The organism is Streptomyces saintjeani (assembly GCF_055409605.1).
In genome coordinates this window covers 1,075,547-1,102,273 of the sequence record NZ_CP189624.1, presented here as the reverse complement: position 1 = coordinate 1,102,273, position 26,727 = coordinate 1,075,547, and the positions used below count along the sequence as shown (strand labels likewise).

Genomic DNA, 26,727 nt, shown 5'->3' with positions numbered 1-26,727 from the left:
CGGAGGCTCCGTGATGCTGATCCGTGCTGTCAAACGACCCCTGCTCTCCCGCTTCTCCTGGGTGGACGCGGCCGTCGCCGCCGCCGTCCTCGTGCTGCTCTACACCGTCCTGCGCGTCGGCCAGGGCACCACCGTCGCCTTCAACACCCACACCACCCTCCACGTCGACACCGACCCCGCGCGCCTCCCGTACGACGCCGCGCGCTCCCTGCTGCGGATGTTCGCGGCGCTCGCCGCGTCGGTCGTGTTCACCTTCGTCTACGCCTACGCGGCGGCCAAGAGCCGCAGGCTGGAACGCGTCCTGATCCCCGCGCTCGACATCCTCCAGTCGGTCCCCGTGCTCGGGTTCCTGACCGTCGCCGTGACCGGGTTCATCGCACTGTTCCCCGGCTCGCTGCTCGGCCTGGAGTTCGCGTCGATCTTCGCGATCTTCACCTCGCAGGCGTGGAACATGACCTTCGGCTTCTACTCCTCCCTGACCTCCCTCCCGCGTGAACTCGACGAGCTGTCACGGTCGTTCGGCTTCACCCGCTGGATGCGGTTCTGGAAGGTCGAACTCCCCTCCGGGATGATCGGCCTCGTCTGGAACGGCATGATGAGCTTCGGCGGCGGCTGGTTCTTCCTCGTCGCGTCCGAGGCGATCAGCGTCGACAACAAGCAGTACGCGCTGCCCGGCATCGGCTCCTACGCGGGCGCCGCCATTGCCGCCGGCGACCTCGGCAAGGTCGGCTGGGCGATCCTCGCCATGGCCGTCATGGTCATCGGCGTCAACTTCCTCTTCTGGCGCCCCCTCACGGCCTGGGCCGAACGCTTCAAGAACGAGCAGTCCGAGGCGGGCGAGGTGCAGAAGTCCGTCGTCCTCGACCTGCTGCGCCGCTCCCACTGGCCCCGGCTCCTCGGCAGGGCGCTGCGCCCCGTCGGGCACGCGCTCAGCAGGGCGGGGCGGGTGTTCGGCCGCGACGACCAGCGGCTGACCGTCGACCGGGCCAAGCAGCGCACCGGCGACGTCGTCTTCACCGTCGTCGCGGGCGGGCTGATCCTCTGGGGGCTCGCCGACCTCGGCCGCTACCTGTACGACCACACCGGGCTCGGCGTCTTCGGCGAACCGCTCCTCCTCGGGCTCGCGACGTTCGTCCGCGTGATAGTGCTGGTCGCGCTCGCCACCGTCGTCTGGGTGCCGATCGGCGTGAAGATCGGGTTCTCGCCCCGGCTGACGCGGATCGCCCAGCCCATAGTGCAGGTGCTGGCCTCCTTCCCGGCCAACTTCCTCTTCCCGCTCGCCGTCTGGTTCTTCCTCAAGACCGGGCTGTCCATCGACATCGGCGGCACGCTGCTCATGGCGCTCGGCGCGCAGTGGTACATCCTCTTCAACACCATCGCCGGGGCGATGGCCATCCCGACGGACCTCCGCGAGGCCATGGACGACCTGGGCGTCGTCGGCCGGCAGCGCTGGAAGCGGCTGATCCTGCCGGGGATCTTCCCCTCGTACGTCACCGGCGGCATCACCGCCTCCGGGGGTGCCTGGAACGCGTCCATCGTCTCCGAGGTCGTGACCTTCGGCGGTACGACACTGACGGCGACCGGGCTCGGCGCGTACATCGCGCAGGCCACGGCGAAGGGCGACAACCCGCATCTGCTGGCCGGGGTCGCGGTGATGAGCCTGTACGTCGTGCTGCTGAACCGGGTGCTGTGGCGGCGGCTGTACCGGCTGGCGGAGACGCGCTACTCGCTGTGACGCGGGGCGCCTGAAACGGCGTTCCCCGTGACGCGGGGTGCCTGAACCGGCGCTCCCGCTGAACTTGCTTGAATCTCACGTGCTTTGGAGTACGACCATGACGACCCTCACCAACGACCTCCTCCTCGAAACCGTCGGTCTCACCAAGTCCTACGCCGGTGCCGACGGCGAACTCCCCGTCCTGTCCGGCATCGACCTCCAGGTCCGCGCCGGTGAAGTCGTCGCGCTGCTCGGCAAGTCGGGGTCCGGCAAGTCGACGCTGCTGCGCTGCCTCGCCGGGCTCGTCCCGGCCTCCTCCGGCACCGTCACGTACAAGGGGACGCCGCTGACCGGGGCCAACCCCGGTACGGCCATGGTGTTCCAGACGTTCGCGCTGCTGCCGTGGCTCACGGTCCAGCAGAACGTCGAACTCGGCCTGGAGGCCAAGGGAGTCGGCCCGGTCGAGCGTGCCGAGGCCGCGAGGCAGGCCATCGAGCTGATCGGCCTCGACGGCTTCGAGTCCGCGTACCCCAAGGAGCTGTCCGGCGGGATGCGCCAACGCGTGGGATTCGCACGGGCGTTGGTCGTCGAGCCCGACGTACTGATGATGGACGAGCCGTTCTCCGCGCTGGACGTCCTCACCGCCGAGAACCTGCGCGGCGAGCTGATGGAGCTGTGGGAGTCGGGACGCTTCCCGACCCGGGCGATCGTCCTCGTCACCCACAACATCGAGGAGGCCGTGCTGATGGCGGACCGGATCGTCGTCCTCGGCGCACGGCCGTACGGCACGATCCGCGAGGTCTTCGAGGTCGGCATGGACCGGCCCCGCGACCGGGACTCGGCCGCGTTCGAGGACCTCATCGACCGGGTGTACCGCACGATGACCGGCCGCCAGAAGGAGGGCCGCGTCCCCGGCCGCCACGAGACCCCCGAACTCGACAAGCGCACCCCCGCGAACACGCCCCTGCCCCCGGCCAGCGTCGACGGCCTCTCCGGCCTCGCGGAACTCGTCCTCAGCCGGGGCGGCGCCTGCGACCTCGCGGACCTCGCGGACGACCTCGGCCTGGAGATCGACGACCTGCTGCCCCAGGTCGACGCCCTCGACCTGCTCGGCTTCGGCACGGTCACCGGCGACGACCTGCTCCTCACGGAGACGGGCACGGCCTTCGCGGACGCGGACGTCCAGGACTCGAAGCGGATCTTCGCGGAGGCGGCCGTCCAGGCACCGCTGGTCCACCTGATCACCACCAGCCTCAACCAGAACCCCAGAGGCACGCTGCGCGCGGGCTTCTTCCGGGACCTGCTGGCCCACCACTTCACGAGCGAGCAGGTGACCCGGCAACTGGAGACGGCGACGGACTGGGGGAGGTACGCGGAGCTGTACGCGTACGACGCGGAGCCGCAGGAGTACCGGGCGGAGGAGGCCGGGGCGCGGTAGGTACGGTGCGGAAATGACGAGAAGCGAGCGGCTCGCGGAGCAGGCGGACTGGTACTGGCGGACGAACCTGCGGCCACGGCTGGACGGGCTCACCGACGACGAGTACTTCTGGGAGCCGGTGGGGGACTGCTGGAGTGTCCGGCCGGGCCCGGGGAAGTGGACGCCGGACTTCGCGTCCCCCGCCCCGGAGCCGGCGCCGGTGACCACGATCGCCTGGCGGCTGGCGCACATCGTCGTCTCGTGCCTGGGGTACCGGGTCGGGTGGTACTTCGGCGGGCCGCAGGTCGACTCCGAGACGTTCGCGTACGCGGGGACCGCCGACGAGGCGCTGAAGCAGCTCGACGAGATGTACGGGCGGTGGAACGCGGGGGTTCGCGGGCTCTCGGACGCCGATCTGGACAGTCCGCCGCCGGTGGGGCCCGAGCGGTATCCCCTGGAGAACAGGGTCCTGCACGTCAACCGGGAGCTGATCCATCACGGCGCCGAGATCGCCCTGCTGCGCGACCTCTACCTCCGGCGGGGCTGAGCCGTCAGTGCGCGGTGGCCGGGCGTGCGGCGCGGGCCTTCTCTCCGGCCCGCGCCGTCTCCGGCGCCGTACGCGTGACCTCCCCGGCAGCCTCCTGCTGCGTGCCCGCCTCGTCGGCCGCCAGGACCGCGCCCTCCAGCAGCGCCCGGACCCGGGGGCCGACGGCGCGGTAGAAGATGCGGGTTCCCTCGCGGCGCGAGTCGACCAGGCCGGCGCTGCGCAGGCGGGCCAGGTGCTGGGACGTCGCCGCGACGTGGGCGCCGATGATCTCCGCGAGCTTGCTGACCGGGAGTTCGCGGTCCGTGAGCGCCCACAGCAGGCGGTAGCGGGACGGGTCGGCGACCGCCTTGAGGACGGCGACCGCCTGGTCGGCCTGGTGCTCGTCCCAGGACCCTACTTGCGCTTCCATGCAAGTAGGGTACCCGGGCGGGGAGTCAGACGGCCGTGCCGGTCTCCTCGCGGACCTGCGGCGGACCGTCGGGCGTCGGGGCCGGTGGGCCGAACAGCACGGCCTTGGCGACGGCGGGCGCGAACAGGGCCGTGACCGGCGCGGACAGGGTCAGTACGGAGCGGAAGGCGCTCCCGACGACGGGGTCACCGGGGGACCGCTCGATGACCCGGCGCAGATACCACCCCGCGACCCGGTCGGCGGGCTTGGAGGCGACGGCCGTCCCGGTCGCCCCCGGCATCTGCCGGTCCGCCCCGGCGGAGATGTCCCACGCCTGCCGCGACGCGGCGAGCAGCGCTTCCTGCACGCGCCGGGTCGTCGGCGTACGGCGCCGACCGGCGAGCGCGTCACGCAGCGCGACCGCGCTCATCGCGGCGATGGCCATGCCCTGGCCGTAGATCGGGTTGAACGTGCACAGCGCGTCCCCGGTCGCGAGGAACCCGGCGGGGGTCCCCGGCAGGTCGTACCGGCGCCGGACGTTCGACGTCCGCCGGAACCCGAACGGCGCGGTCAGCGGCTCGGCCTCCGCCATCCACCGGTCGAGCAGCGGGTGCGCCAGCCGCTTGGTGTACGTCTCGAACGCCGCCTCGTCCGTGGGCGGTTCGTCCCCGCGCAGCCCCGACACGATCACCAGATGCGTGCCGTCCTCCAACGGCAACGCGCCCCCGGCGTGGACCTGTTCGGGGTTGGGGTACACGTAGTACCCGAGGGTCCCCCCGTCGTCGAGGACGGCACCCCCCTTGCCCCGGTAGACGCGGGACGCGTACGCGAGCCCGGTGTCGATGGTCTCCTCCGGTACGGCGCCGGCGCCGATCCGCGCGAGCCACTGCCCCGCCCTGGTCCCGCCGCCGGACGCGTCGACGACCAAGTCGGCCTCGATGTCCCGGAGTTCGGCCCCGGCGCCCTGGGAACGGTCCCGCACCTGAACACCCCGCACCCGCGCGGCGTCCCCGAGCAGCCCGACGACGTCGGTCCCCTCCAGCACCTTGATCAGCGGATCGGCGAGCACCCGCCGCCGTACGATCTCCTCCAACTGCCCCCGGGAACCCGTGTAGATGTGCGTCGTCGCGGGGAACCGGCGGAACCAGCGCCCGTGCTGCCACAACGCCATGTCCGACGGCATGCCCACCCAGGGCGCCCCCGCCGCCCTCAACTCCTCCAGGAATCCCGGCAACAGCGACTCCAGCGCCGTCTGCCCGCCCCGCAACAGCACGTGCGGATGCCGCCCCTGCGGCACACCCGGCCGCGCCCCGCCCCCCTCCGGGAACCGGTCCCGCTCGACGACGGTCACCCGCTCGGCATGCCCGGCGAGCACCCGCGCGGCCAGCAGCCCCGCAAGACTCCCGCCCACGACCACCGCGTGCCGCCGCCCCGTCCCTGCCGCAGAGTTCACTGATCAGCTCCCTGGTTGTCACGTCGCGCGAAGAGGCAAGTATCCCGCTTTGCGTCGGGGGGCGTGCCGAAGTCCGGGATGCCGAACAGCATGCCTTTCCAGGGGTGTTGAACGCGCGTGCGGCCGTCCCGGCAGCCGCCACCTCCCCGGCACCGGCCGTCGAACTCCTCGCCAAGACGCCCCATGTCAAGTCGATACGCCGAGAATCACCCCACCGGGCGAACTCTCCGTACAGAGAATCGTTTTGTCGCGCAAGAGGCGGCAATGGGCCATACGCTGGCCGCTTGTTGCCGCCCCAGCCCCTGGTGGCGAAAGCATCCCTGCTCCCGAGCTCTCGGGCAGCCGGGCTCACCGGGGAGAGACGCCGTGCAACAGGGCAACAGGACATCGCCGCATGGGCACATCGACAGCCACCAGGTCAGCGGATTCACCGTCATCGAGTTCCACGGCGAGATCGACATGGCCACCGCCCAGCAGATCCTGCCGGACCTGGACGCCGCGACAGCCGCTCATGGGCGGACCGTGGTGATCGATCTGACTCCGGTCGAGTTCTTCGACTGCTACGGGCTGCGCCTGCTGTGCCACGCGGAACGGCGGGTCAGGGAGCGGCACGGAGGGCTGTTGCTCGTCTGCCCGCACCCGATGATCCTGAGGATCCTGCACGCGGCAGAACTCATCGGCCGGTTCCCCCCGTTCGCCGTACGGAAAGAAGCCCTGGAGATCGCCGCCGAGGAGGCCACGGGCTGACCCGTGGAGCGGACGGGACCCGGTCGGTCCGGGAGCGGGATCGTCGTATGCGGCGTCACCGGCCGTCTCCGTCGTTGTGGTGGCCGCCGTCGTCCAGTACGGGCGCCGTGGTGAAGGCGGCGGCTGGGACCGTGGCGGCGGTCTGGGGCCCGGGGAGCACCGGGACCACCAAAAGTGCCGGCACCGCCCTCGGTGTCGGGCGCGCTGGAGGCACGCGGCCCGTCGGGACGGCGAGCCGCGCGGGTGACCGACACCGTGCCCCGCGAGGAGCGGCCGGCGTCTGCGGCTCGGGTTGCGGCACTGTCTGCCGAGCTCGACGAACTGGGCGCCTGCGAGGAGCAGTTGGAGCGGGAGCCGACAGACCGCGGCGATCCGCCGCGCCTCCCGCTCCCGGGACAGCTCCCCGTGGCCGCCGTTCGCTCAAGGCGACCGGCCCTCGACCCGGGACGAGCGCCCCTTCGTCAGGCCCTGTTCCGCCGCTCCTGAATCTGTTCTAGGCTGCGCGCAGGGAAGACCGGACCGTGACCGTGTCAGGCACCAGCCGCTCTCCCCGTTCAGGCTCCCAGCCCCCGAGTCGGAAAACAGGCCCGGCCGGAGCCGCATCGCCGGACAGCGCGGCTCCAGCCCAAGTCCTCCCGGCAGTTTCCAGACGGGGTGTTCCCAACAGCCCCGCCGCCGCGGAGGACAACGCGCGAGGACACGGCAGGGGGGCTCTCGTTCCTCGCGCTCCGGACGGCCGCCGCCGTCGTGCGGCGGCTGTCCGGCCCACGGTCACCGGCGCGGGAGCGGTGTGCCGATGCGCGTCGGCCGGGGCGGGGCGTGGGTCAGGACCCCAGCCCCGTAAGGGGTTCGGAGCCGTCGATGAAGGCCCGGGCCACGTCGGCCAGGCGGCGGTTGTGCGCGCGGGCGTAGCCGCGCAGCGCACTGAACGCCTGCTCCATGTCGACGCCCTGGCGTTCGGCGAACTTCCCCTTGGCCTGTTCGATCAGTACCCGGCTGTTCAGCGCCGCCTGCAACTGTTCGTTCAGCACGGTGCCGCGCTGCGCGGTGCGTTGCTGCAACAGGCTGATGGTGGCGACGTCGGCCAGCGCCTGGGCCACGAGGGTGGCGGTCGGGTCGAAGGGGCCGGGCGCGGCCCGGAACAGGTTCAGGGCACCCACGCTCTCCTCCCGCAGGCGCATGGGCAGGGCCTGGACGGCCCCGAATCCGCTGCGGTGGGCCGCCGTGACGAAGCGTGGCCAGCGGTCGACCTCCCGGGTCAGGTCGGGGACGATCACCGGTGCGCGGGTGTGGAAACACGCGAGGCAGGGGCCCTCGTCGTTCTGGAGCTGGAAGAGCTCCAGCAGGCGAACCTGTTCGTCGGAGGCCGCCATGACGCGGAGTTTGCCGTCCCGGTCCGCGAGCAGCACCCCGACGGCGCTCGCGTCGAGCAGGCCGACGCAGCGGTCGGTCAGCAGCCGCAGGAAGTCCATGAGGTCGAAGTCGGCGACCAGGTTGTCGGCCAGCTCGACGAAGGTCTTGGCCAGGAGTTGTTGATCCATCATGGACACCCTCAATGAAGACTGGTCCCGGCCCGAACGGGCGGGAAGGACAGTACGTTTCTCGGCCGGCACCGGTACATCAGGTGTCCTGCCCGGTCTGATCCGGCTCCGCGTCCGGTGGGAAACGAAGCCGACGGGCCACCACGTCCGCGGCCACGTCGGCGAGCCGGCGCCCCTGCGCATAGGCGTACGCGCGGAGCCGGACGAAGGCTTCCTCGATGCCGACGCCGAGCTGGACCGTGAGCATCCCGGTGGCCTGGTCGATCTCCGCCCGGTACGCGCCCAGGTCCTCGACGGAGCCGCGCGGCCTGCCGGTCTCCTCGATGCGCGCGTCGAGGAGCACCAGCGTCGCGAGATCGGCGAACGCCAGCGCGTCCGCCAGTTCCTCCGCGTCCAACCGGACCGGTGCGTGGGCGTACAGGTCCAGCACTCCCGGGCTGATCGCGCCCACCTGTAGAGGGAACGCGAAGACCGCGCGGGCCCCGGCCTCCAGGGCCGCCTCGGCGAACACCATCCAGCTGTCCTGGAGGTCGCGGGCCAGCAGATCAGGTGTCAGAACGGCCGAACCGCGCCGGAAGGCGTCCACGCAGGGCCCCTCGCCCAAGGTGAGCTGGAGCTCCTCCAACTGCTCACTGATGCCGTCGGTGCTGCACAGCGGGTGGCTCGGCGTGGCCCTGGACATCGCCGACAGCCCGGCCCCGCCGACCGGCAGCGCGGCCACGGCCGCGGCGCACACGTCCACCAGAGCGACCCGGGCACCGCGTCGGGCCGTCTGCTCGGCCACCAGCCGCTGGATGCGTGCCGACCTGCTCTCAGGACCCACGCGGGCCACCGTCGCCCGACCTCGTGACGAGGCCGCCGTCCCCCGGCTTCTGTGACCGTCCCGGTCCGGGTCCGGCCGTCATCGCATATCGTCCGAGAGGAGGCGTGCGAGGGGCGCGGACCGGCGGGTCGTGGCTTGAGTGGGTATGCCCGCGGTGTTGCCGGGGGGAGGTGGCGGGGGGCCGGGCGGAAGGCCGAGGAACAGGAACCCGCAGCCGGCGATATCGGCGACAAGGGCGAACATCGGTGGCGGGTGGTGCAGTCGCAGCGTGCCGCCCGCCGCGGTGATCCGCTCCGCGGCGCGCAGGAAGACGTTGAGGCCGCTGCAGTCACAGAATTCGACCGGAGTGAGGTCGACGTCGATGGCACGGATGCCGTCCCGCAGGCACAGCTCCAGGGCCGCACGCACCAACGGCGCGGATTCCAGATCGATCTCACCCGCCAGGGTGATCAGTGCCCGTTTCCTTCGGTCATGGCGATACACGGCGAGCTGCGGAAGGGACATGACGCCTCGGTTCGCAAGAGCATCCGGGAGTACGTTCGGCGGAGTCGGGACGAGGGCGGGGCCGACCATCCGCGCGACAGCACGGAAACCCACCCGGTTCTCTCCTGGGATGCGCCGGGCGACGGACCACGAATCCGCTTCCCGCGTCATCTGTATCGAGGAACGACAAGCCGCCGGGGTCTGGGACGTCTGTACAGCAGCATAGTCTCCGGCGCGGTCCGGTGGGGTCGGCCGGCCCGCCCGGTCCCGGCGCCTGGACCGTGGCCGCGATGTGACGCCGTGCGCGGGCATGTCCTTCGCGTAGCGCGGTACTGGGCAAGTGGCGCGAAACGCGGTGGCCGACGGCCGCCGGGCACGTCAGTCCGTGCACCACCCGAGGAGGTGGCTTCGCATGACGGAGCCGAACGGTTCGACCCTGCCCCAGCCCGACCCGGGAGAGCCTCGCGCCGACCTGGACACGACACGGCGATCCGCACGCCCCCGGCTCCAGGAACCGCCGGAGGCCCGCGGCCGGACGACCATCGCCGACGGGGTGGTGGAGAAGATCGCCGGCATCGCCGCACGGGAGGTCCCGGGGATCCACGCGCTGGGTGGCGGCTTCGCCCGCACCGTGGGCGCGATGCGCGACCGGGTCCCGGGCGGACATCCGAGCGCGGGGCGCGGCGTGAAGGCCGAGGTGGGTGAGAAGCAGACCGCCGTCGATCTCCAGGTCGTCATCGCCTACGGGGTGAGCATCACGGACCTCGCCGTCGAGGTCCGTGAGAACGTGATCGCCGCGGTGGAACAGATGACGGGTCTGGAGGTCGTCGAGGTGAACATCGCGGTCGACGACGTGCACCTGCCGGACGATGACACGCAGGAGCCCCGCGAGGACCGGGTGCGTTAGGGGCTTGCCCGGGCGGTCTCCGGGCTCTGCCGGACGAGTCGGTTCCCGGCGACGCGAGCCGCCGGGGCCGGCGAACACCGCGGTCCTTCCGTCCGAGGGCGGTCAGCGGCGTGCCAGTCGCCGTTCGCCGGCCGCACCGGGCCGGTAGGGCAGCCCGTAGTGTTTGAAGATCGCTTCCTCGTCCTCGGCGGGCAGGACGTCGTCGGTGCCGATCGAAGGGGCCTGCTTCACCAGCGTCCTGACATAGCCGACCTTGAGATAGCCGGGCCCGGCGATCGCGTCCTCAAGGGGGACGAAGACCAGGCGGTGCCGGGTGGGCAGGCCCGTCCGTACCGTGGCCATGGCCGGCTCGTCGGTGGTGGTGTCCACATAGACGGCCTCCAGGACACCGATCTTGTGCGCCTCGGCGTCGACGACAGCGAGGTTGCGCCATTCCCGGACGTCGGCTGCGTGGATCATGACCTCTCCCTACCCGGCCGGTTCATCGGCCGATGACGATGCGCGCTCTCGGTCTTCCGCGTGAAGCCGCCGCAGCGCACGCAGCGGCTCGCCCTCCCAGCCGGGGACCAGAGCCGCGGCCACCCGAGGGAGTCCGGTACGGCACTGCCGCGAGACGCCGGCCAGCAGGTACCTGGCGGTCCCGTGGCTGCCCGCCCACGGCACGGGTCACCCGTCGCGTTCATGGTCCCGACGGTCCTCGCGCCGCAGGCGTGCCCGGTTCTGGCGGAAGTAGCGGCGGTCCCAGCGGTTCTGACGATCCCTGCGCTGCCGGTACTCCTGGTAGTCCCGGGGCCCCCGGAAGTCCCCAGGACCAGAACCGCCGCCGCGGTTCATGCCTCCGCCGTGATCGCGGCCCTGGCGGATCGCGCCGTAGACCAGCACAGCCGCCGCCACCCACCAGATGGGGTGAAGGAAGCCGAAGCCGAACAGAACGACGATGAGGACGAGGAACAGGACGAACACGGCGGGCCTCCCCGGGAGCGGGACACTGCGTCGATACCGGGGACCGGGGCCTCACACCACAGCGTAGTCCTGCCCGAGAGGTCCGGATACCGTGCGATGTCAGCGCGTTCCGCCCGGCAGGGATGGCCACTTGGCACCTGTCGGGGGACTGCCGCGTGGGCTAGCGTGCGCCATGCCGCCCCGGCCCCCGGCAGCGTCGCACCGCCAACGCGTCCCAGCGGACGCACCCCGCGCATCGGTGCCGGAACGTGCCGCGTCACGAGCCCGGCCGTTCCCGTACACACCCGTCGCCATGAGATCTCGGCGAAGCCCCGATGAGCCCCCGGGCGGGCAACGATCTACCGTCCGCCGCGTCGCACGCATCCCTTACCAGGCGGTACACATGTATGCGCTGATCGTTCCCGCTTCGACGCCCTTCGTCCTGCTGGCGACCGTGATGGCCCTTTCGTGGTGGGAGGACCGCATCCTGCCCGCACCGCGGATCGAGCCGGCCGAATCTCCCGCCGAGGCTCCGCTCGCCCCGGCGGTCCCGGCGCGGCTCCCGCAACTCACCGGTGTCGACGCCGCGTTGACAGGGGAGGTCGACGGGCGTTGACTGGCGGCACGGCGTAGGGCCATGCCACCCCGGGACATCGGGACGCGGCATTCCACCTCCCCGCTTCGCCCGGACCCCGCGGAACCAAGGAAATCCCCGCGATACGGAGGCCCGGCGATGATCTGGATTCTTCTCCTTCTGCTGATCCTGGTGGTTTTCGGGTTCGGCTTCACGATGCAACTCCTGTGGTGGGTCGCCGCCGTCCTGCTGGTCGTCTGGATCGTCGGCTTCGCGATGCGCGGGCGAGGAGGTGCCCGCCGCCGGTAGTCAGTTCCGAAGCGGTGAGGGTCCGTAACGAGCCGCGTGTAGTTGTCCACGCCAAGTCCTAAGGGAGTGTTAGGACTTCGCGCACGATCTTGTCCACCCCTCCTCGTCCCTCGGATTCTGGCTGCTCCAGGTCGCTGACGAGGGAGTTTCGATGGCCACGCAGGACACCGCCGTCCAGGAGAGGGGCGCCCGGCACGACGAGCGCAGGGTCGCGAAGAACATCGTGCGCGGGTCGGTCGGGAATCTGATCGAGTGGTACGACTGGTACGCGTACACCGCGTTCAGTGTGTACTTCGCCGCCGCGTTCTTTCCTTCCGGGGATCAGACCGCCCAACTCCTCAACACCGCCGCCGTGTTCGCGGTCGGGTTCCTGATGCGGCCCATCGGGGGGTGGGTGCTGGGGAGGTACGCGGACCGGCGGGGGCGGCGGTCGGCGCTCAGTCTGTCCGTGACGCTGATGGCGGCCGGCTCGCTGATCGTGGCGTTGACGCCGTCGTACGACACGATCGGCGTCGTCGCGCCGGTGCTGCTCGTCACCGCCCGGCTGCTGCAAGGGATTTCGGTCGGCGGGGAGTACTCGACCTCGGCGACGTACATGTCCGAGGTGGCGACGCCCGGCAAGCGCGGGTACTACTCCAGTTTTCAGTACGTGACGCTGATCGCCGGGCAGTTGACGGCGCTGGGACTCCAGATCATCCTCCAGTCGGTGCTGAGCGACGGGCAGATGGAGTCGTGGGGGTGGCGGATCGCGTTCGTCGTGGGGGCCGCCGGCGCGGTCGTCGTGCTGTGGCTGCGGCGCGGGATGGACGAGTCGGAGAGCTTCGAGCAGGGGCAGGCGGACGGGGACCGGGGGAGTCTCAGGATGCTGCTGTCGTACCCGCGTCAGTGCCTGGTCGTCGTCGGGCTGACCATGGGCGGCACGCTCTTCTTCTACACGTACACGACCTACCTCCAGAAGTTCATGGTCAACACCAGCGGCATCGCCAAACCGACCGCCGCGTGGATCAACTTCTGCGCCCTGCTGGTGTTCGTGGTGCTGCAACCGGTGATGGGCCGCCTCTCCGACAGGGTCGGACGGCGTCCGCTGCTGATCGGGTTCGGGGTGCTCGGCGCGCTCGTCGTCGTCCCCTCGCTGACCCTGCTGTCGCACACCGACAACCCGTACTACGCCTTCGTGCTGATGGTCGTCCCGCTCGCGATCAGCTCGCTCTACACGTCGATCAGCGCGGTCGTGAAGGCGGAACTCTTCCCAACGGCCATCCGCGCGCTGGGAGTTGGCCTGCCGTACGCGCTGACCGTCGCGGTCTTCGGCGGTACCGCCGAGTACATCGCCCTGTGGTTCAAGGACATCGGCCACGAGACCTGGTACTTCTACTACGTCACCGCCTGCGTCCTGGTCTCGCTGCTCGTCTACATTCGGATGCGCGAGACGTCCGAGGGCTCGCCGCTGGACGAACGGAAGGGATAGGCGCGTGCGGGTGCTGCTGGCCGAGGACGACGACGGGGTCGCGGGCGCCCTCACCGAGGCCCTGTACGACGCCGGGCACGAACCCGCCCGCGCCCGCCGGGGCGAGGAGGTCCTCACCCGGCACCGGCAGGCCGACCTGCTCCTCCTCGACCTCGGCCTGCCCGACCTCGACGGACTGGACGTCCTGCGCAAACTCCGCGCGGTCAGCGCCCTCCCCGTGCTGATCCTCACCGCGCGCGGCGACGAACGCTCCGTCGTCCGGGGCCTCAGGCTCGGCGCCGACGACTACCTCGTCAAACCGGTCCGCCTCGCCGAACTCCTCGCCCGCATCGAGGCGGTGGCCCGCCGCGCCGCCGCCCTCGCCGCCCCGGCACAGCGCACGGTCCGCGCCGGGGACGTCGAAGTCGACCTGGACGCCCGGCGCGTACAGGTCGGCGACGCCGAAGTCCGGCTCACCACCAAGGAGTTCGCGATCCTCGCCGCGCTCGCCTCCCGCGCGGGGGCCGCCGTGAGCCGCCAGCAGCTCCTCGACGAGGTGTGGGGCGACGCCTACCTCGCCGTGTCCCGCTCCCTCGACGTCCACATCACCCAGCTCCGCGCGAAACTCGGCCGCCCCGAACTCCTCACCACCATCCGGGGGTTCGGATACCGCTTCGGCGGGTGAGGGGATGCGCGCACGAGTCCTCACGGTCGTCCTGGCCTTCGCCCTGCTCGCCGTCGCCGGGTTCGCCGGCCCCCTCCTCACGCTGACGGCCGTCCAGCGCACCCAACAGCTCGTCGCCGCCCGCGCCGCCGACCTCGACCGGTTCGCCACCCTCGCCGAACAGGCCGCCGAGAGCGGCGACGTGAACACCCTGACCGCCGAGGTCGACCGCTACACCGAGCTGTACGGCGAGGCCGTCGTGGTCGTCGACGCCCGCCGCGCACCCGTCGTCCAGACCGGCGGCCTGCACGCCGCCGACCCTGCCGTGGCCCGTCTCGTGGACGCCGCCCTGCGCAGCCAACTCCGCTACCCCGAGGGGACGTTGCGCCCCTGGTCCCGCGCAGACGTCCTGCTGGCCCGCCCCGTCGGCACCGGCACCCGTGTCTCCGGCGCGGTCGTCCTGCGCGCGTCCGTCCGGGCCGCCGCCGACGACGTCGCCCTGCGCTGGGCCCTGGTCCTCGCCGGGGCCGGGGTGTTCGCGGCGGCCTGCGTACTGCTCGCGCGCAGGGCGACCCAGTGGGTCGTACGGCCGCTGCACCGACTAGACCGCGCGGTGGGGGAGCTGGCGGCGGGGCTGCCGCCCGAGCGGGTCGTCCGCGCCGGGGGACCGCCCGAACTCCGGCAGGTCGTCGAGGGGTTCAACCGCATGGCCGACACCGTCACCACCGCCCTCGAACAGCAACGGCGCCTCGTCGCCGACACCTCGCACCAACTCCGCAATCCGCTCGCCGCGTTGAGACTGCGCATCGACTCGCTCCAGCCCCGGCTGCCGGAGTCGGCGACGCGTACGTACACCGGGGTGACCGCCGAACTGGAGCGCATGGAAAGGCTGTTGGACGACCTCATGACCCTCGCCGACGCCGAACACCGGGCCGGGGAGATGGCGGTGACGGACCGTCAGGGGGCGGGCTGCGAGGTGCGGCCGGTGATCGAGGCACAGGTGGAAGTGTGGCGGCCGGTCGCGGACGGGGCGCTGGTGCTGAGCCGGGTGGGGGAGGGCGTAGTGGCGTGTACCGCCGACGAGTTGGCCCAGGTGATGGACATCCTCGTCGACAACGCGATCAAGTACGGGGGCGGTCGCGTCGAGGTGTCCGCCAGGGCGACCGGCACCGAGGTGGTGATCGAGGTGCGGGACGACGGGCCCGGACTGTCCGCCGGTGAACTCGCCTGCGCGGGAACGCGGTTCTGGCGTGCCGAGCGGCATCGGGACGTACGGGGCAGCGGGCTGGGACTGGCCATCGCGGAACGCCTCGTCGCCGGACACGGCGGACGCATCGAGTTCGAGGCGGGGGTGCCCAGGGGGCTGGCGGTCCGCGCGGTGCTCCCGCAACAAGAAAGCCGCACACCGCAACCCCGCACACCCCAACCCCGCACACCGCAACCCCGCACACCCCAACCCCGCACACCGCAACCCCGCACACCCCAACCCCGTACACCGCGAAGCCGCACGCCAGGAAGCCGTACGCCGTGAACAGCCGCCGTACCGTCCTGCGCGCCGCCCTCGGGGTCACCGGGGTCGCGGCGCTCGGCGGTGACGCCCGGCTCGCCGACCGGGGCCCCACCGGCACGCTGCGCATCGCCACCGGCGAGAGCGACGGCTTCTACGCCGCGTTCGGACAGCTCCTCGCCCAGCAGGTGACCGCCGTGTACCCCCGCCTGACCTGCGAAGTCGTCGGCAGCGAGGGCAGTGTGGCCAACGTACGGCTGCTGCACGCGCGCCGCGCCGACGTGGCGCTCGCCCTCGCCGACATCGCGTGGTCCGCGTACGCCGGGAGCGGCCCCTTCGCCGCGCCGGTGCCGTTGCGGGCGGTGGGCCGGGTGTACGAGAACTACGCGCAGCTCGCCGTACGGGCGGGGTCGCGGGCCCGGAGCGTGGCCGACCTCGCGGGCCGGACCGTGTCGGTGGGTGCTCCGGCGTCCGGCGGCGCGGTGCTGGGGGACCGGCTGCTGCGGGCGGCGGGCCTCACGCCGGGTGCGGACGTCCGGGTCCGCCATCTGCTGATGTCCCAGGTCACGGCGGCGATGCGGGCGGGTGCGGTCGACGCGGTCCTCCTCGCCGGCGGCGTACCCATGCCCGTCCTCGCCGGTCTCGCGCACGCTCCCGGCATCCGCCTCCTGCCGCTCGCCGGGCTGCTGCCCCGGGTGCGGGAGAGCGGCGGCGCGGGAGTGGAGGCGGTCACGGTCCCGGCCGGTGCGTACGAAGGCACGGCCGAGGTCGCCACGATCGGCGTCGCCAACCTGCTCCTGTGCCGCCCCGACCTGCCCCCGCCGCTCGCCGCCGCCCTCACCCACGTACTCGTCGGACGCGCGGCCCGGCTGGTCCCGGCGTCGGCGCTCGGGACGCAGTTCCTGGACGTGCGGAGCCTGATCTCCACCGGGGAGGTGCCGTTGCACGCCGGGGCGGTCGCGGCGTACCGGGAACTGCACGGGTGACGCCGGTCGTATGCATCTGTCATCCGCTGATCTCGTCCCAGTGGACGAGCCGCTCGCACCACCGCCGCAGCAGCACCCGGTCGTGACCGACCGCCAGGAGACCGGCCCCTGATGACGCCCGGTACTCCTCGACCGCCCGTACCAGCGCGGCCGTTGTCGACGCGTCCAGCATCGCCGTCATCTCGTCGCAGATCAGCCAGCGGGGCCGCAGGGACAACGCGCGGGCCAGGCAGGCGCGTTGGAGCTGGCCGTCGCTGACCTCGTGGGGGCGCCGGGTGAGCAGGTCGGGGGTGAGGCCGACGGACGCGGCGAGGGCGTCGACGTGGGGTGCGCGGCCGTTCGCGCGGAGGGGCTCGGCGATGAGGTCCGCGAGGGACAGGTGGGGGTCCGCCGAGAGCCGGGGCTGCTGGAACACGACGCCCACGGAGGTGCGTTGGGCCCTGGGGGCGCGGTGGCGCCAGCGGTGGACGTGCGTGCCGTCGAGCGTGAGCGTGCCCGCGTCGGGGCGGTGCAGCAGGGCCGCCACCTTCGCCAGCGTCGACTTCCCGCAGCCGCTCGGGCCGAGGAGGCCGACGGACTCGCCGGGCGCGATCGTCAGCGACACACCGCGCACCGCCGGGGACTTCCTGTCGTACCCGGCTGTGATGGCGCGCAGTTCAAGCACGGAGGTCCTCCATGAGGTGCGGGTGGTGGCAGGCGGTTCCGCCGGTCGTCGGGGGGAGGGCCGCGCAGGCCGGGGTGGCGCGCGGGCAGCGGGGCGCGAACGCGCAGCCCTCCGGGAGCGCGCCGAGTTCCGGGGGCATACCGGGGATGGGGAGGAACGCGCGGTCGGGGAGGGCGTCCAGGAGGCCCCGGCTGTACGGGTGGCGGGGGCCGGGGTGCCCGAAGAAGCTTTTGGCGTCGGCGAGTTCGACGATCCGGCCCGCGTACATCACGGCCACCCGGTCCGCGATGCGCTCCGCCGCCGCGAGATCGTGCGTGATCATCAGCAGCGCCCTGTCCTCCCCGGCGTCCACGTGCCGGCGCAGCTCGTCGACGGTGTGGTCCACCAGGTCCCGGTCCAGGCCGGTCGTCGGCTCGTCGGCCAGCAGCAACGGCGCCTCGCCGACCAACGCGAGGGCGGTGGCGGCGCGTTGGGCGAGTCCGCCGGACAGTTCGTGCGGGTGGCGGTCGAGGTGGTCGAGCGGGAACGCGGCCCGCCGGGCGGCCTTCTCGACGGCGCCGGGGTCCTTGGAGGACGTCAACGCCCGTATCGTCTCCGCGAGTTGGGACCGCACCGTCCGTACGGGCGTGAGATGCGCCGCCGGACTCTGCGGCACCAGCCCCACGAGCCGCCCCCGCACCCGCCGCACCAGCGTCCCCTCGTCGGCCCCGACCAGCTCGATCCCCCGCACCCAAGCCTTCCCGCACGCCTGCGCGTTGGCGGGCAGCAGCCCCAACAACGCCGACGCCAGCACCGACTTGCCGCACCCGCTCTCCCCGATCAGCGCGAGACACTCCCCGGCCGCCACCTCGAACCCGGCATCGGTGACGGCGGGCACCTGACGCCCACCGGGCAGCAGGAAACGCACGGAGAGCCCGCGCACGGAGAGGACGGGCTCCTTTCTGTCGGCTTCTTCTCTGTCGGCCGTGGTCACAGCATCAGCTCCGATCTCCTGCGCGGATTGATCCGCTCCCGCAGGGCCCCCGCCGCCCCGGCGATCGCCAGTGTCGGCACGATGATGAACAGGCCGGGGAACAGCGTCGGCCACCACTGCCCGGCCGGCAGTGAGCCGCGGGCCGACTGGACGAGGCCGCCCAGGCTGGCCATGTGCGAGGGGAGGCCGAGGCCGAGGAACGAGAGGGCGGACTCGTGCCACATGGCGTGCGGCACCATCAGGACGGCGGCGAGGCCGGCTTGGGGGAGGACGCCGGGGAGCAGGTGGCGTACGGTGACACGTTTGCGTGACGCCCCGCCGGAGATCGCCGCGTCGACGAACGCCCGGGACCGCAGCGACAGCACCTCCGCGCGGACGATGCGGGCCGTGGACAGCCAGTGCGTGACCCCGACGGAGACGATCACCGGCCACACGCCGGGCCGGAACATCGCGACGACGAAGATGCCGAGCAGCAGGTGCGGTACGGACGACACGGTGTCCACCGCCCGCATCACGACCCGGTCCACCCACCCGCCGAACGTCCCGGCGAGCGCCCCGACCGCCGTGCCGAGCACGGTCGCGGTGAGCGCGGCGGCGAGGCCGACGAGGAGCGAGACGCGCAGCCCGTACACGCAGCGCAGCAGGAGGTCGCGGCCGAGGTCGTCGGTGCCGAAGGGGTGGGACCAGCTCGGCGGGAGCAGCTTGGACGCCAGGTCGACGGACTGCTGGTCGAGTTGGACGAGCGGCGGGACGAGCAGGACGGCAAGTGCGGTCACCGCGAGGACCGTTGCCGAGACCCTGACCCGAACCGTCCGTGTGGAGCGGCGACTTGGTCCGTACGCCCGCCAGCCGGGTGCCTCACATGTCACTGAATCCCACCCTCGGGTCGAAGAGGCCGTACAGCAGGTCGGCCAGGAGGTTCCCGGCGAGGACGGCGGCCGTGGCGAGCGTGGCCAGCGCCGCGAGGAGCGGGAAGTCGACGGAGGTCGCCGCCTCGACGGTGGCCGCCGCGATGCCGGGCCAGCTGAACACGGTCTCCACCAGCAGGGCACCGGTGATGAGTTCGGGCACCCGTGACCCGACGAGCGTCAGCACCGGCAGCAGCCCCGAGCGCAGGGCGTGCCCGAGCAGGACGGTCCGCTCGCTCAACCCCCGCGCGCGGGCGCCCCGTACGGGGTCCTCGACGAGCGCGTCCCCGACGCCCTGGCGAACATACAAGGTGAACCAGGGGAGTTGGGACACGGCGAGCACCCCGGCGGGCAGCGCGAGATGCCGGACGACCTGGTCCGCCGTCACCACCTCGCTGGCGGTGTCCGTGAGCCCCCCGGCGGGCAGCACGCCCCACCGGAGCGCGAACACCCAGACGGCGAGCAGCGCGAGCCAGAAGACGGGCGCCGCCTCCAGCGCGTACGCCAGCGAGGTGACCGTACGGTCGAGCGGCGAACCCGGGCGCCGGGCGGCCAGAACTCCCAGCACGGTTCCGGTGGTCACCGCGATGACGAACGCCGCCGCGCACAACAGGCTGGACCACAGCAGGCGTTCACCGATCACCTCGGCGACCGGTTGCCGCAGCACGCTCGACTGGCCGAGGTCCCCGCCGAGCGCGGACGTCAGCCACTCCCACCAGCGCACCGCGAACGGCCGGTCCACGCCGAGGTTTTCGCGCAGCCGGGCGAGCGTCTCGGCGTCGGCGCCGAACGCGGCCGTACCGGCGTACGCCTTCACGGGGTCGAAGGGGGAGGCGGCGGCGATCGCGAAGACGCCGAAGGTGACGACGAGGAGGACGGGGGCGGCGAGGAGGAGACGGCGGGCGGTGAGGCGGGCCATGGCGGCCCAGGGGAGGCGGGCCAGCGGCGGCCGTTTCGGCGAAGTCCCTTGCGCGGGCGGCCGGTTCACCGCGCCGTCCGCTTCGGCTTCCAGGTCTCCAGGTTCCACCACGGCCCGCTCGCGAACCCGTGCTCGTGCGGCTCGACCTGGGTCGTGAGGCCGTCCCAGCGGTCGGCGAGGACGTACACGTGGTCGATGTGCGTGAGGAACGTGTACCCGGGATCGGCGACGAGGGCGCGCTGAAGTGTGTCGTACGCCGCCTTGCGGGCCGCCGGTTCGCTGGTGCGCCGGCCCGCGTCGAGGGCCTTGTCGACCACCGGGTTCGTGTAGTGGCCCATGTTGTTGAAGCCGTCGCCGGCGAGGGTGGAGTACAGCATCGTGTAGAGGCCGAAGTCGGGGTCGCCGGTGGAGCCGAAGCCCGCGAGGACGGCGTCCCGGGCCATGCGCGGCTCGATCACCTCCCACGTCGCGCTCTGCGCCGCGACCTCGATGCCGGCCTTCTTCGCGTCGGAGGCGTACGCGAGGGCGTGGTCCTGGCGGACCTTGTCGCCGGCCGGGTAGTACAGGGTGAACGAGGCGCGGCGGCCGTCCTTGGCACGGACCCCGCCGTCACCGGCCTTCCAGCCGGCCCGGTCGAGGACGCGCCTCGCCTCGGCGAGGTCCTGCCTGCGCTCGATGCCCTTCGTGAACCAGGGCGAGCCCACCGGCAGCGGTCCGTACGCCGGGCTCCCCGCGCCGTCCAGGATCTTCGCGACCATCGCGTCCCGGTCCACGGCCAGGTCGAGGGCCCGCCGGATCGCGGTGTCCCCGGCGACCGGGTTCCCCGAGGGCAGGGACACGAGCCGGACGTCGTACGTCGTCGCGTCGTACCGCTTGCGGCTGCCGTCCCTCGCGAACGCCGCCGCGAGGTTCGGCGGGAGGATCGCGCCGTCGAGGTCGCCGGCGCGCAGGCGGGTGGCGCGGACGTCGTCGTCGGGGACGATCGCCATCGTCACCTTCCCGACCTGCGGGGCGCCGCCCCAGTAGTCGGGGTTCGCCTTGAACGTGAGCTTCTCGCCCTTGCGCCAGTCCGCGAGGACGTACGGGCCCGTACCGACCGGATTCGTGTTGAACGAACCGGTGTTGGGGTCCTGGCCGCCCGCGAGGTGCTCGGGGACGATCGGCAGGGTGGTGCGCGCGGCGAAGGGCGCGTAGGGATATTTGAGGGTGAAGACGACCTTGTCACCGTCCGCCTTCACCCCTTTCACCGCGTCGAGTTCGACCCGCGAGGTGTTGTTGGTCCTCGGGTCCAGGACCGTGGTGTACGTGAACACCACGTCGGCGGCGGTGAGTTGCTTCCCGTCGCTGAACTTCACGCCCTCGCGCAGCGTGTACGTGTAGGTGAGGCCGTCGGCGCTGACCTCGGGGAGGGACTTCGCGAGGGCGGGCTTCAGCGTGAGGTCGGCGTCGTGGGCGAGGAGGCCGTCGAAGATCTTCGAGTTGCCGTCCTTGCCGTAGCCCAGCAGGGGGCTCAGGGTGGCCGGTTCGGAGGGGACCCCGATGACGACCGAGTCGGCCTCCCGTGCCCCGCTCTCGCTGGGTGCCGAGCAGGCGGCCGTGGCGGTGAGCAGCGCCGCCGTCAGGGCGGTGGCTCGTATGCGGGGGGTCATCGGGCTCCCTCTGTTGCTGGTGGGTCGTTGTTGCATATGAGTTGCAGATGAGGGGTACCCGAGTCAAGGGCAGGTCAAGCGTGCGAGGGGGCGGGGCTTGAGACGTGCTGGCCGCCGTTGCGGAAAACGATCTCCCGGCGTTACGTTCGGCCCATGGCGGACGATGAACCCACCCGCGCCGCACGGCTGTTGAGCGCGCAGGCCAAGGCGGAGCAACTCTTCGCGGAGATCTCCCGGCGCGGGCTGATCGCGCCGGGCGAGGGCGAACGCGCGGTCAGTGACCGCATCCGCGACCTCGCGAACGAACTCTTCGGCACCACGCGGCACTGGCACAAGCGGATCGTCCGCTCCGGCCCCAACACCCTCAAGCCGTACCGCGAGAACCCGCCGGACCGGCTGATCGCCGCCGACGACATCGTGTTCGCCGACTTCGGGCCCGTCTTCGAGGAGTACGAGGCGGACTTCGGCCGCACGTTCGTCCTCGGCGACGACCCCGTGAAACACCGCCTGCGCGACGACCTCCCCGAGATCTTCCGGGCGGGCCGGCGCTTCTTCGAGGACGCCCCCGGCATTACCGGCGGACAACTCCACGCGGAGATCAACCGCCTGGCGGAGAAGGCGGGTTGGGAACTGGGCGGCTGGCACGCGGGCCACCTGGTCGGCGAGTTCCCGCACGAACGGATCGACGGCGCGGACGTCGAGTCGTACATCACCCCCGCGAACACGACGCCGCTACGCCGCACGGACCGCGCGGGGCGCCGCTGCCACTGGATCCTGGAGATCCATCTCGTGGACCAGGAACGGGAGTTCGGCGGCTTCTACGAGGAACTCCTCACGCTCTGACGTACGCTCGGAGCATGGCCGCCGTCCTGCCGCTGCTCTGCATCGCCGCCGCCCTGGGCCTGTTCGCACTCCTCGCCCGCCGCATCCGCCGCAGGGGCCTCGCGGGCGGAGCGCTCAGCGCGGCACTGGCCTCGTACGAGGAGGCGTTCCGGGCGACGTCGTACGCATCCCATGTGGAGATCCGGACCCAGACCGACCGCAAGGAACCGATCCCCACGCCGGACCGGTGGAGGACGCGGTGGCAGCGGCGGTGAAGGCCGCCGGGTCGTCCTGAAGCCTGGCCGCCGACCTGCCCGGTTTGCCGACGCGGTGCCCTTTGCGACCATGGACGCGGGAAGATCGTTCACGACGCGTACGGCGGATGCGGGAAGGAAGCACCAGTTCATGTGCACCAACGTGACCCGAGGCCCGGTCGGGGGGACCCGATGAGTGACGTCCAGTGCTGGGAGGACGGGCGGGCCGGGCGGGTCGTCCTCGACCGGCCCAGGGCGCTCAACGCCCTCGACCACGCCATGGTTCTGCGGATCGACGCGGCCCTCGACGAGTGGGAGCGCGACCCCTCCGTCACGGCCGTCGTCGTCACCGGCGCGGGGGAGCGCGGGCTGTGTGCCGGTGGGGACATCCGCGCCGTGCACGACGACGCGCGGGACGGCGACGGGCGCGCCTCGGCCGCCTTCTGGCGGGACGAGTACCGGCTGAACGCGCGGATCGCCCGGTACCCGAAGCCGTACGTCGCCGTCATGGACGGCATCGTGATGGGCGGGGGCGTCGGGATCTCGGCCCACGGGGACGTGCGGATCGTCACCGAGCGCTCCCGCGTCGCCATGCCCGAGACCGGGATCGGCTTCGTGCCGGACGTCGGAGGGACGTATCTGCTTTCCCACGCGCCCGGCGAACTCGGCACCCACCTCGGCCTGACGGGTACTCAGATCGGCGCCGCCGACGCCCTGTTGTGCGGCCTCGCCGACCACTACGTCCCCTCCTGCGAACTCCCCGCCCTCCTCGCCGACCTGGCCGCCCTCCCGGTGGCCGAAGCCCTCGCCCGCCACGAACAGCGGCCTCCCCTCGCGGAGTTGCCGGGCGACCGGCACTGGATCGACGCCTGCTACGCCGCCGACACCGTCGAGGAGATCGTCGACAGGCTCTCCGCGTACGACGATCCCCGCGCCAAGGGCGCCGCCGAAACCCTCCTCACCCGCTCCCCGACGACCCTCAAGGTCACCCTCCGCGCCCTGCGCGCCGCACGCCGGCTCACCCTGGAACAGGCCCTCGACCAGGAGTACCGCATCTCCTGCCACGCCCTCACGACCCACGACCTGGTGGAGGGCGTCCGCGCGCAGATCATCGACAAGGACCGCACCCCCCGCTGGTCCCCGGCGACTCTGCCGGACGTCTCCGAGGCGGACGTGGCCGGGTACTTCACGCCCCTGGGGGAGGAGGAGCTGGGCCTCGGCGCATGACGGAGCGCCTCAGGAGGAACCGGCCGGGCGGACGGGGCGCTGCGAGGTGAAGGCGTCGTCCGAGGTTCCGGCCCGGTCCCCCCACCCCCGTCCCGATTGTCGTCCGAACTATTGACGCCACCCTTCTGACTGCGTAGACATGACAGCGCAGACATGACTACGCAGTCATGCGGGTCGGCGTCTGGAATCATGGACACGTCGTAACTGTCGACCGGGAGGTGCCGTGACACGAGGAGCCGGGCGGAACGCCGGAACGGCGGCGCCGCGCAGCGTGGACGTCGCACGCCTCGCCGGGGTGTCGCAGAAAACGGTTTCCCGCGTTTTCAACGACGAGCCGTACGTCTCGGCGGACGTGCGGCGCCGGGTCCTCGACGCCGCCGAGCAGCTCGGGTACCGGCGCAACAACGCCGCCCGCGCGCTCGCCTCGGGCCGCACCAGGTCGATCGGCGTCGTCACCCTGGGCACCGCGCTGTACGGGCCGGCCTCGCTGCTGATGGGCGTCGAGAAGGTCGTCCGGGACACGGGGTACGCGCTGCGGGTCGTCAACACCGTCGAAGGCGACCCGGCGGGCATCGCCGGAGCCGTCGACTCGCTGCTCGACCAGGGCGTGGACGGCATCGTCGTGTCGGAGCCGATCGACGAACCCGGTGGGGTGCCGCTGCGGGTGGACGTACCGGTGCTGGTGATCGGCGCGCCCTCGCCGGTGACCTCGCCGACGGTGCTGTCCGCAGGCGACGGCGCCGACCTCATGGCGCGCACGGCGACCGAACACCTTCTGGAACTGGGCCATGTGACGGTCCATCACCTCGCGGGCCCCCAGCGCTGGTTCGCCGCCCGGGACCGACTCGTGGGCTGGCGGGCCGCGTTGACCGAGCACGGCAGGCGGGTGCCGCCCGTCGTCGAGGGCGACTGGTCGGCGGCCTCGGGGTACCGGGCGGGCCGGGAGCTGGCCCGACGGGGCGACGTCACCGCCGTGTTCGCCGCGAACGACGACATGGCGATCGGGCTGATCCGGGCGCTGGCGGACGCCGGACGCCGGGTGCCCGAGGACGTCAGCGTCGTCGGGTTCGACGACATCCCGGTCGCCGCGTACGTGACACCTCCACTGACCACGGTGCGCCAACCCTTCGACATCGTGGCCCAGGAGGGGCTCAAGAGGCTCATGCACGTGATCGAGAACCCCGGCGCGGACCCGCTGCCGTCGAGTCAGCCGCCGGTGGACCTGGTCGTACGGGACTCGACGGGACCGGCGCCGAGCGGCAGGAAACCGGACGGAGGTGGGCCCGCCCGCGACTGACCGGACCACCGCGCCCGCGCGCCTCCCCACCGCGCCGCGCCCCCTTCACCGAGCCGCGTACCCCCCTCATGCCGCCTCGCTCCGAGGCGTGCCCCGGGTCCCCGACCCCCTTGTCTCCGGCGGACGTTCACCCCCTCGGCGTCCCCGCACCCCTCTTCGCTTCCGGCGGGAGTCCACCATGCCCGAAAACATCATCACGTCCGCGTCCATGAGCCGCCGCCTCTTCCTCACGACGACCGGAGCCCTCTCCCTGGGCGCCGCCCTCACCGCCTGCGGCGGCGGTGACTCGGGGGAGTCCCGGTCCGCGACCCAGCCGGTCGGCCAGGCCGACATCGACAAGGCGATGAAGACGCCGACCGAACTCACCTTCTGGACCTGGGTCCCGAACATCGCCAAGGAGGTCGCCCTCTTCGAGAAGAAGTACCCGGCGGTCAAGGTGAAGATCGTCAACGCCGGCCAGGGCACCCCCCAGTACACCAAGCTGCGCACGGCGTTGAAGGCCGGCAGCGGCGCCCCCGACCTGGTGCAGATGGAGTACCAGGCGATCCCCACCTTCACCATCACCAACAACCTGCTGGACCTGCGGCCGTACGGCGCCGACGCCCTCAAGTCGACGTTCGTGGAGTGGACGTGGGGCCAGGTCACCGGCACCGGCGGCGAGGTCTGGGCGATCCCGCAGGACACCGGCCCGATGGGCATGCTGTACCGCAAGGACATCTTCGACAAGCACGGCATCCAGGTACCCACCACCTGGGACGAGTTCGCGGCAGCCGCTCGCAAGCTCCACCAGGCCGACCCGGACGTCTACCTCACCAACCTCGCCGCGAACCAACCCGCCGCCTGGCACGGCCTGTTGTGGCAGGCGGGCAGCAAACCGTACGTCAGCCGGAGCAAGGGCGAGATCGCGATCAGTGTCGACGACGCCGTGTCGAAGAAGCTCGGCGAGTACTGGGGCGGCCTCGCGAAGGAAGGCGTCATCGGCGTCGAACCCGACTTCACCGACGGCTGGTACGCGGCCCTCAACAAGGGCAAGTACGCGACCTGGCTGACCGCAGCCTGGGCCCCCGCCTTCCTCTCCGGCTCCGCGAAGGACACCGCCGGGAACTGGCGCGCGGCCCCGCTCCCGCAGTGGGACGCCGCGAAGCCGTCCTCCGGGAACTGGGGCGGCTCCACCACCGCCGTCATCCGGGGCACCAAGAACGCAGTCCAGGCCGCCGTGTTCGCGCAGTTCCTCAACAGCGACCCCGCCAGCGCGAAGATGTTCGCCACCGAGCAGTTCTTCTTCCCGGCGACCAAGGCCCTCCTCGCCGACCCGTCGTTCACCGGCGACGCGCCCGCCTTCTACGGCGGCCAGAAGGTCAACGAGGTGTTCGCGGGCGTCAGTTCGACCGTCGACGCCGACTTCCAGTGGCCGCCGTTCCTCGACCAGGCCGCCACCGACTGGACCGAGACCGTCGGCAAGTCCCTCGCCGACCACGCCGACACCGTGTCCGCGCTGGGGAGTTGGCAGTCACGACTCACGTCGTACGCCAAGGGTCAGGGCTTCACGGTCGAGGGGAGCTGAG

The 26,727-nt window shown here is 72.0% G+C and carries 29 protein-coding genes; 16 read left to right on the top strand and 13 right to left on the bottom strand.

What is annotated here, in order from left to right; genetic code table 11:
- Nucleotides 1-13 precede the first annotated feature (13 nt).
- The 3 genes from ACQCO7_RS05040 to ACQCO7_RS05030 all read left to right on the top strand — a co-directional run bounded on the left by ACQCO7_RS05040 (nucleotide 14) and on the right by ACQCO7_RS05030 (nucleotide 3,678).
- Nucleotides 14-1,735 carry an ABC transporter permease gene (locus ACQCO7_RS05040; protein ID WP_464070666.1) on the top strand — a complete coding sequence of 574 codons (1,722 nt, stop codon included), beginning with the start codon at nucleotides 14-16 and terminating at the stop codon, nucleotides 1,733-1,735.
- A gap of 97 nt (nucleotides 1,736-1,832) precedes the next feature.
- Nucleotides 1,833-3,152 (top strand): ABC transporter ATP-binding protein, encoded by a 1,320-nt coding sequence (locus tag ACQCO7_RS05035; RefSeq protein WP_464070665.1) that lies wholly within the window; start codon nucleotides 1,833-1,835, stop codon nucleotides 3,150-3,152.
- A 13-nt stretch (nucleotides 3,153-3,165) separates the two neighbouring features.
- The gene (locus ACQCO7_RS05030) at nucleotides 3,166-3,678 is read left to right on the top strand and encodes a DinB family protein (RefSeq protein ID WP_464070664.1); all 513 of its coding nucleotides are present in this window, start codon (nucleotides 3,166-3,168) and stop codon (nucleotides 3,676-3,678) included.
- 4 nt (nucleotides 3,679-3,682) lie between these two features.
- Here the strand turns inward: ACQCO7_RS05030 and ACQCO7_RS05025 are convergent, their stop codons facing one another.
- Together ACQCO7_RS05025 and ACQCO7_RS05020 are read right to left on the bottom strand one after the other, a co-directional pair.
- Entirely contained in the window at nucleotides 3,683-4,087 is a 405-nt protein-coding gene (locus ACQCO7_RS05025; protein WP_464070663.1) for an ArsR/SmtB family transcription factor, read from the bottom strand.
- A gap of 25 nt (nucleotides 4,088-4,112) precedes the next feature.
- The gene (locus ACQCO7_RS05020; protein ID WP_464077151.1) at nucleotides 4,113-5,477 is read right to left on the bottom strand and encodes an FAD-dependent oxidoreductase; all 1,365 of its coding nucleotides are present in this window, start codon (nucleotides 5,475-5,477) and stop codon (nucleotides 4,113-4,115) included.
- Between the two features lie 408 nt (nucleotides 5,478-5,885).
- Here ACQCO7_RS05020 and ACQCO7_RS05015 point away from each other — a divergent pair, with 408 nt between their 5' ends.
- Complete coding sequence (locus ACQCO7_RS05015; protein WP_464070662.1) at nucleotides 5,886-6,266, top strand: STAS domain-containing protein; 381 nt, start codon at nucleotides 5,886-5,888, stop codon at nucleotides 6,264-6,266.
- 55 nt (nucleotides 6,267-6,321) lie between these two features.
- Here the strand turns inward: ACQCO7_RS05015 and ACQCO7_RS05010 are convergent, their stop codons facing one another.
- The 4 genes from ACQCO7_RS05010 to ACQCO7_RS04995 form a co-directional block, all read right to left on the bottom strand.
- A complete protein-coding gene (locus tag ACQCO7_RS05010) occupies nucleotides 6,322-6,450 on the bottom strand; it encodes a hypothetical protein (protein ID WP_464070661.1) in 129 nt (42 codons plus the stop codon).
- A 640-nt stretch (nucleotides 6,451-7,090) separates the two neighbouring features.
- The gene (locus tag ACQCO7_RS05005) at nucleotides 7,091-7,807 is read right to left on the bottom strand and encodes a GAF and ANTAR domain-containing protein (protein WP_464070660.1); all 717 of its coding nucleotides are present in this window, start codon (nucleotides 7,805-7,807) and stop codon (nucleotides 7,091-7,093) included.
- Between the two features lie 79 nt (nucleotides 7,808-7,886).
- Nucleotides 7,887-8,630: a GAF and ANTAR domain-containing protein gene (locus ACQCO7_RS05000; RefSeq protein ID WP_464070659.1), complete on the bottom strand. Its 744-nt coding sequence runs from the start codon at nucleotides 8,628-8,630 to the stop codon at nucleotides 7,887-7,889.
- Nucleotides 8,631-8,708: 78 nt separating this feature from the next.
- Entirely contained in the window at nucleotides 8,709-9,134 is a 426-nt protein-coding gene (locus tag ACQCO7_RS04995) for an STAS domain-containing protein (protein WP_464070658.1), read from the bottom strand.
- A gap of 391 nt (nucleotides 9,135-9,525) precedes the next feature.
- Here ACQCO7_RS04995 and ACQCO7_RS04990 point away from each other — a divergent pair, with 391 nt between their 5' ends.
- Nucleotides 9,526-10,020 (top strand): Asp23/Gls24 family envelope stress response protein, encoded by a 495-nt coding sequence (locus ACQCO7_RS04990; protein ID WP_464070657.1) that lies wholly within the window; start codon nucleotides 9,526-9,528, stop codon nucleotides 10,018-10,020.
- 102 nt (nucleotides 10,021-10,122) lie between these two features.
- Here the strand turns inward: ACQCO7_RS04990 and ACQCO7_RS04985 are convergent, their stop codons facing one another.
- Nucleotides 10,123-10,479 (bottom strand): PRC-barrel domain-containing protein, encoded by a 357-nt coding sequence (locus ACQCO7_RS04985; protein ID WP_464070656.1) that lies wholly within the window; start codon nucleotides 10,477-10,479, stop codon nucleotides 10,123-10,125.
- A gap of 207 nt (nucleotides 10,480-10,686) precedes the next feature.
- The gene (locus tag ACQCO7_RS04980) at nucleotides 10,687-10,983 is read right to left on the bottom strand and encodes a hypothetical protein (protein ID WP_464070655.1); all 297 of its coding nucleotides are present in this window, start codon (nucleotides 10,981-10,983) and stop codon (nucleotides 10,687-10,689) included.
- A gap of 382 nt (nucleotides 10,984-11,365) precedes the next feature.
- Here ACQCO7_RS04980 and ACQCO7_RS04975 point away from each other — a divergent pair, with 382 nt between their 5' ends.
- The 6 genes from ACQCO7_RS04975 to ACQCO7_RS04950 all read left to right on the top strand — a co-directional run bounded on the left by ACQCO7_RS04975 (nucleotide 11,366) and on the right by ACQCO7_RS04950 (nucleotide 16,449).
- Complete coding sequence (locus ACQCO7_RS04975; protein ID WP_464070654.1) at nucleotides 11,366-11,578, top strand: hypothetical protein; 213 nt, start codon at nucleotides 11,366-11,368, stop codon at nucleotides 11,576-11,578.
- A gap of 117 nt (nucleotides 11,579-11,695) precedes the next feature.
- Nucleotides 11,696-11,845, top strand: a complete 150-nt coding sequence (locus ACQCO7_RS04970; protein ID WP_464070653.1) for a hydrophobic protein — start codon at nucleotides 11,696-11,698, stop codon at nucleotides 11,843-11,845.
- Between the two features lie 151 nt (nucleotides 11,846-11,996).
- Nucleotides 11,997-13,313, top strand: coding sequence for an MFS transporter (locus ACQCO7_RS04965; protein ID WP_464070652.1), 1,317 nt, complete (start codon nucleotides 11,997-11,999; stop codon nucleotides 13,311-13,313).
- Nucleotides 13,314-13,317: 4 nt separating this feature from the next.
- A complete protein-coding gene (locus ACQCO7_RS04960) occupies nucleotides 13,318-13,977 on the top strand; it encodes a response regulator transcription factor (RefSeq protein ID WP_010355199.1) in 660 nt (219 codons plus the stop codon).
- 4 nt (nucleotides 13,978-13,981) lie between these two features.
- Nucleotides 13,982-15,487: a sensor histidine kinase gene (locus ACQCO7_RS04955; protein WP_464070651.1), complete on the top strand. Its 1,506-nt coding sequence runs from the start codon at nucleotides 13,982-13,984 to the stop codon at nucleotides 15,485-15,487.
- The gene (locus ACQCO7_RS04950; RefSeq protein ID WP_464070650.1) at nucleotides 15,484-16,449 is read left to right on the top strand and encodes a TAXI family TRAP transporter solute-binding subunit; all 966 of its coding nucleotides are present in this window, start codon (nucleotides 15,484-15,486) and stop codon (nucleotides 16,447-16,449) included. The genes ACQCO7_RS04955 and ACQCO7_RS04950 overlap by 4 nt, the downstream gene beginning before the upstream one ends.
- A gap of 19 nt (nucleotides 16,450-16,468) precedes the next feature.
- On the opposite strand, the gene ACQCO7_RS04945 is transcribed toward ACQCO7_RS04950, so the two are convergent.
- From ACQCO7_RS04945 to ACQCO7_RS04925, 5 genes are all read right to left on the bottom strand, one after another.
- Nucleotides 16,469-17,113 carry an ABC transporter ATP-binding protein gene (locus ACQCO7_RS04945; RefSeq protein WP_464070649.1) on the bottom strand — a complete coding sequence of 215 codons (645 nt, stop codon included), beginning with the start codon at nucleotides 17,111-17,113 and terminating at the stop codon, nucleotides 16,469-16,471.
- The gene (locus ACQCO7_RS04940; RefSeq protein ID WP_464070648.1) at nucleotides 17,106-18,086 is read right to left on the bottom strand and encodes an ABC transporter ATP-binding protein; all 981 of its coding nucleotides are present in this window, start codon (nucleotides 18,084-18,086) and stop codon (nucleotides 17,106-17,108) included. Before ACQCO7_RS04940 ends, ACQCO7_RS04945 begins: the two co-directional genes overlap by 8 nt.
- Nucleotides 18,083-18,955, bottom strand: coding sequence for an ABC transporter permease (locus ACQCO7_RS04935; protein ID WP_464070647.1), 873 nt, complete (start codon nucleotides 18,953-18,955; stop codon nucleotides 18,083-18,085). The genes ACQCO7_RS04940 and ACQCO7_RS04935 overlap by 4 nt, the downstream gene beginning before the upstream one ends.
- Complete coding sequence (locus ACQCO7_RS04930; RefSeq protein WP_464077150.1) at nucleotides 18,945-19,913, bottom strand: ABC transporter permease; 969 nt, start codon at nucleotides 19,911-19,913, stop codon at nucleotides 18,945-18,947. The genes ACQCO7_RS04935 and ACQCO7_RS04930 overlap by 11 nt, the downstream gene beginning before the upstream one ends.
- Before the next feature lie 65 nt (nucleotides 19,914-19,978).
- Nucleotides 19,979-21,562, bottom strand: coding sequence for an ABC transporter substrate-binding protein (locus ACQCO7_RS04925; protein WP_464070646.1), 1,584 nt, complete (start codon nucleotides 21,560-21,562; stop codon nucleotides 19,979-19,981).
- Nucleotides 21,563-21,715: 153 nt separating this feature from the next.
- On the opposite strand from ACQCO7_RS04925, the gene ACQCO7_RS04920 reads away from it, so the two are divergent.
- From ACQCO7_RS04920 to ACQCO7_RS04900, 5 genes are all read left to right on the top strand, one after another.
- A complete protein-coding gene (locus ACQCO7_RS04920; RefSeq protein ID WP_464070645.1) occupies nucleotides 21,716-22,405 on the top strand; it encodes a M24 family metallopeptidase in 690 nt (229 codons plus the stop codon).
- A gap of 14 nt (nucleotides 22,406-22,419) precedes the next feature.
- Complete coding sequence (locus ACQCO7_RS04915) at nucleotides 22,420-22,659, top strand: hypothetical protein (RefSeq protein ID WP_464070644.1); 240 nt, start codon at nucleotides 22,420-22,422, stop codon at nucleotides 22,657-22,659.
- Nucleotides 22,660-22,830: 171 nt separating this feature from the next.
- Nucleotides 22,831-23,865, top strand: a complete 1,035-nt coding sequence (locus ACQCO7_RS04910; RefSeq protein ID WP_464070643.1) for an enoyl-CoA hydratase/isomerase family protein — start codon at nucleotides 22,831-22,833, stop codon at nucleotides 23,863-23,865.
- Nucleotides 23,866-24,088: 223 nt separating this feature from the next.
- A complete protein-coding gene (locus ACQCO7_RS04905; protein WP_464070642.1) occupies nucleotides 24,089-25,162 on the top strand; it encodes a LacI family DNA-binding transcriptional regulator in 1,074 nt (357 codons plus the stop codon).
- A 178-nt stretch (nucleotides 25,163-25,340) separates the two neighbouring features.
- The gene (locus ACQCO7_RS04900; protein ID WP_464070641.1) at nucleotides 25,341-26,726 is read left to right on the top strand and encodes an ABC transporter substrate-binding protein; all 1,386 of its coding nucleotides are present in this window, start codon (nucleotides 25,341-25,343) and stop codon (nucleotides 26,724-26,726) included.
- The last annotated feature ends 1 nt before the right edge of the window (nucleotide 26,727 follow it).

Coding starts and splice junctions, on each gene's coding strand:
- ACQCO7_RS05040 (WP_464070666.1), top strand. CDS start 14: ATGCTGATCCGTGCTGTCAAACGACCCCTGCTCTCCCGCTTCTCCTGG.
- ACQCO7_RS05035 (WP_464070665.1), top strand. CDS start 1,833: ATGACGACCCTCACCAACGACCTCCTCCTCGAAACCGTCGGTCTCACC.
- ACQCO7_RS05030 (WP_464070664.1), top strand. CDS start 3,166: ATGACGAGAAGCGAGCGGCTCGCGGAGCAGGCGGACTGGTACTGGCGG.
- ACQCO7_RS05025 (WP_464070663.1), bottom strand. CDS start 4,087: ATGGAAGCGCAAGTAGGGTCCTGGGACGAGCACCAGGCCGACCAGGCG.
- ACQCO7_RS05005 (WP_464070660.1), bottom strand. CDS start 7,807: ATGGATCAACAACTCCTGGCCAAGACCTTCGTCGAGCTGGCCGACAAC.
- ACQCO7_RS04995 (WP_464070658.1), bottom strand. CDS start 9,134: ATGTCCCTTCCGCAGCTCGCCGTGTATCGCCATGACCGAAGGAAACGG.
- ACQCO7_RS04990 (WP_464070657.1), top strand. CDS start 9,526: ATGACGGAGCCGAACGGTTCGACCCTGCCCCAGCCCGACCCGGGAGAG.
- ACQCO7_RS04985 (WP_464070656.1), bottom strand. CDS start 10,479: ATGATCCACGCAGCCGACGTCCGGGAATGGCGCAACCTCGCTGTCGTC.
- ACQCO7_RS04975 (WP_464070654.1), top strand. CDS start 11,366: ATGTATGCGCTGATCGTTCCCGCTTCGACGCCCTTCGTCCTGCTGGCG.
- ACQCO7_RS04970 (WP_464070653.1), top strand. CDS start 11,696: ATGATCTGGATTCTTCTCCTTCTGCTGATCCTGGTGGTTTTCGGGTTC.
- ACQCO7_RS04965 (WP_464070652.1), top strand. CDS start 11,997: ATGGCCACGCAGGACACCGCCGTCCAGGAGAGGGGCGCCCGGCACGAC.
- ACQCO7_RS04955 (WP_464070651.1), top strand. CDS start 13,982: ATGCGCGCACGAGTCCTCACGGTCGTCCTGGCCTTCGCCCTGCTCGCC.
- ACQCO7_RS04930 (WP_464077150.1), bottom strand. CDS start 19,913: ATGGCCCGCCTCACCGCCCGCCGTCTCCTCCTCGCCGCCCCCGTCCTC.
- ACQCO7_RS04925 (WP_464070646.1), bottom strand. CDS start 21,562: ATGACCCCCCGCATACGAGCCACCGCCCTGACGGCGGCGCTGCTCACC.
- ACQCO7_RS04920 (WP_464070645.1), top strand. CDS start 21,716: ATGGCGGACGATGAACCCACCCGCGCCGCACGGCTGTTGAGCGCGCAG.
- ACQCO7_RS04915 (WP_464070644.1), top strand. CDS start 22,420: ATGGCCGCCGTCCTGCCGCTGCTCTGCATCGCCGCCGCCCTGGGCCTG.
- ACQCO7_RS04910 (WP_464070643.1), top strand. CDS start 22,831: ATGAGTGACGTCCAGTGCTGGGAGGACGGGCGGGCCGGGCGGGTCGTC.
- ACQCO7_RS04900 (WP_464070641.1), top strand. CDS start 25,341: ATGCCCGAAAACATCATCACGTCCGCGTCCATGAGCCGCCGCCTCTTC.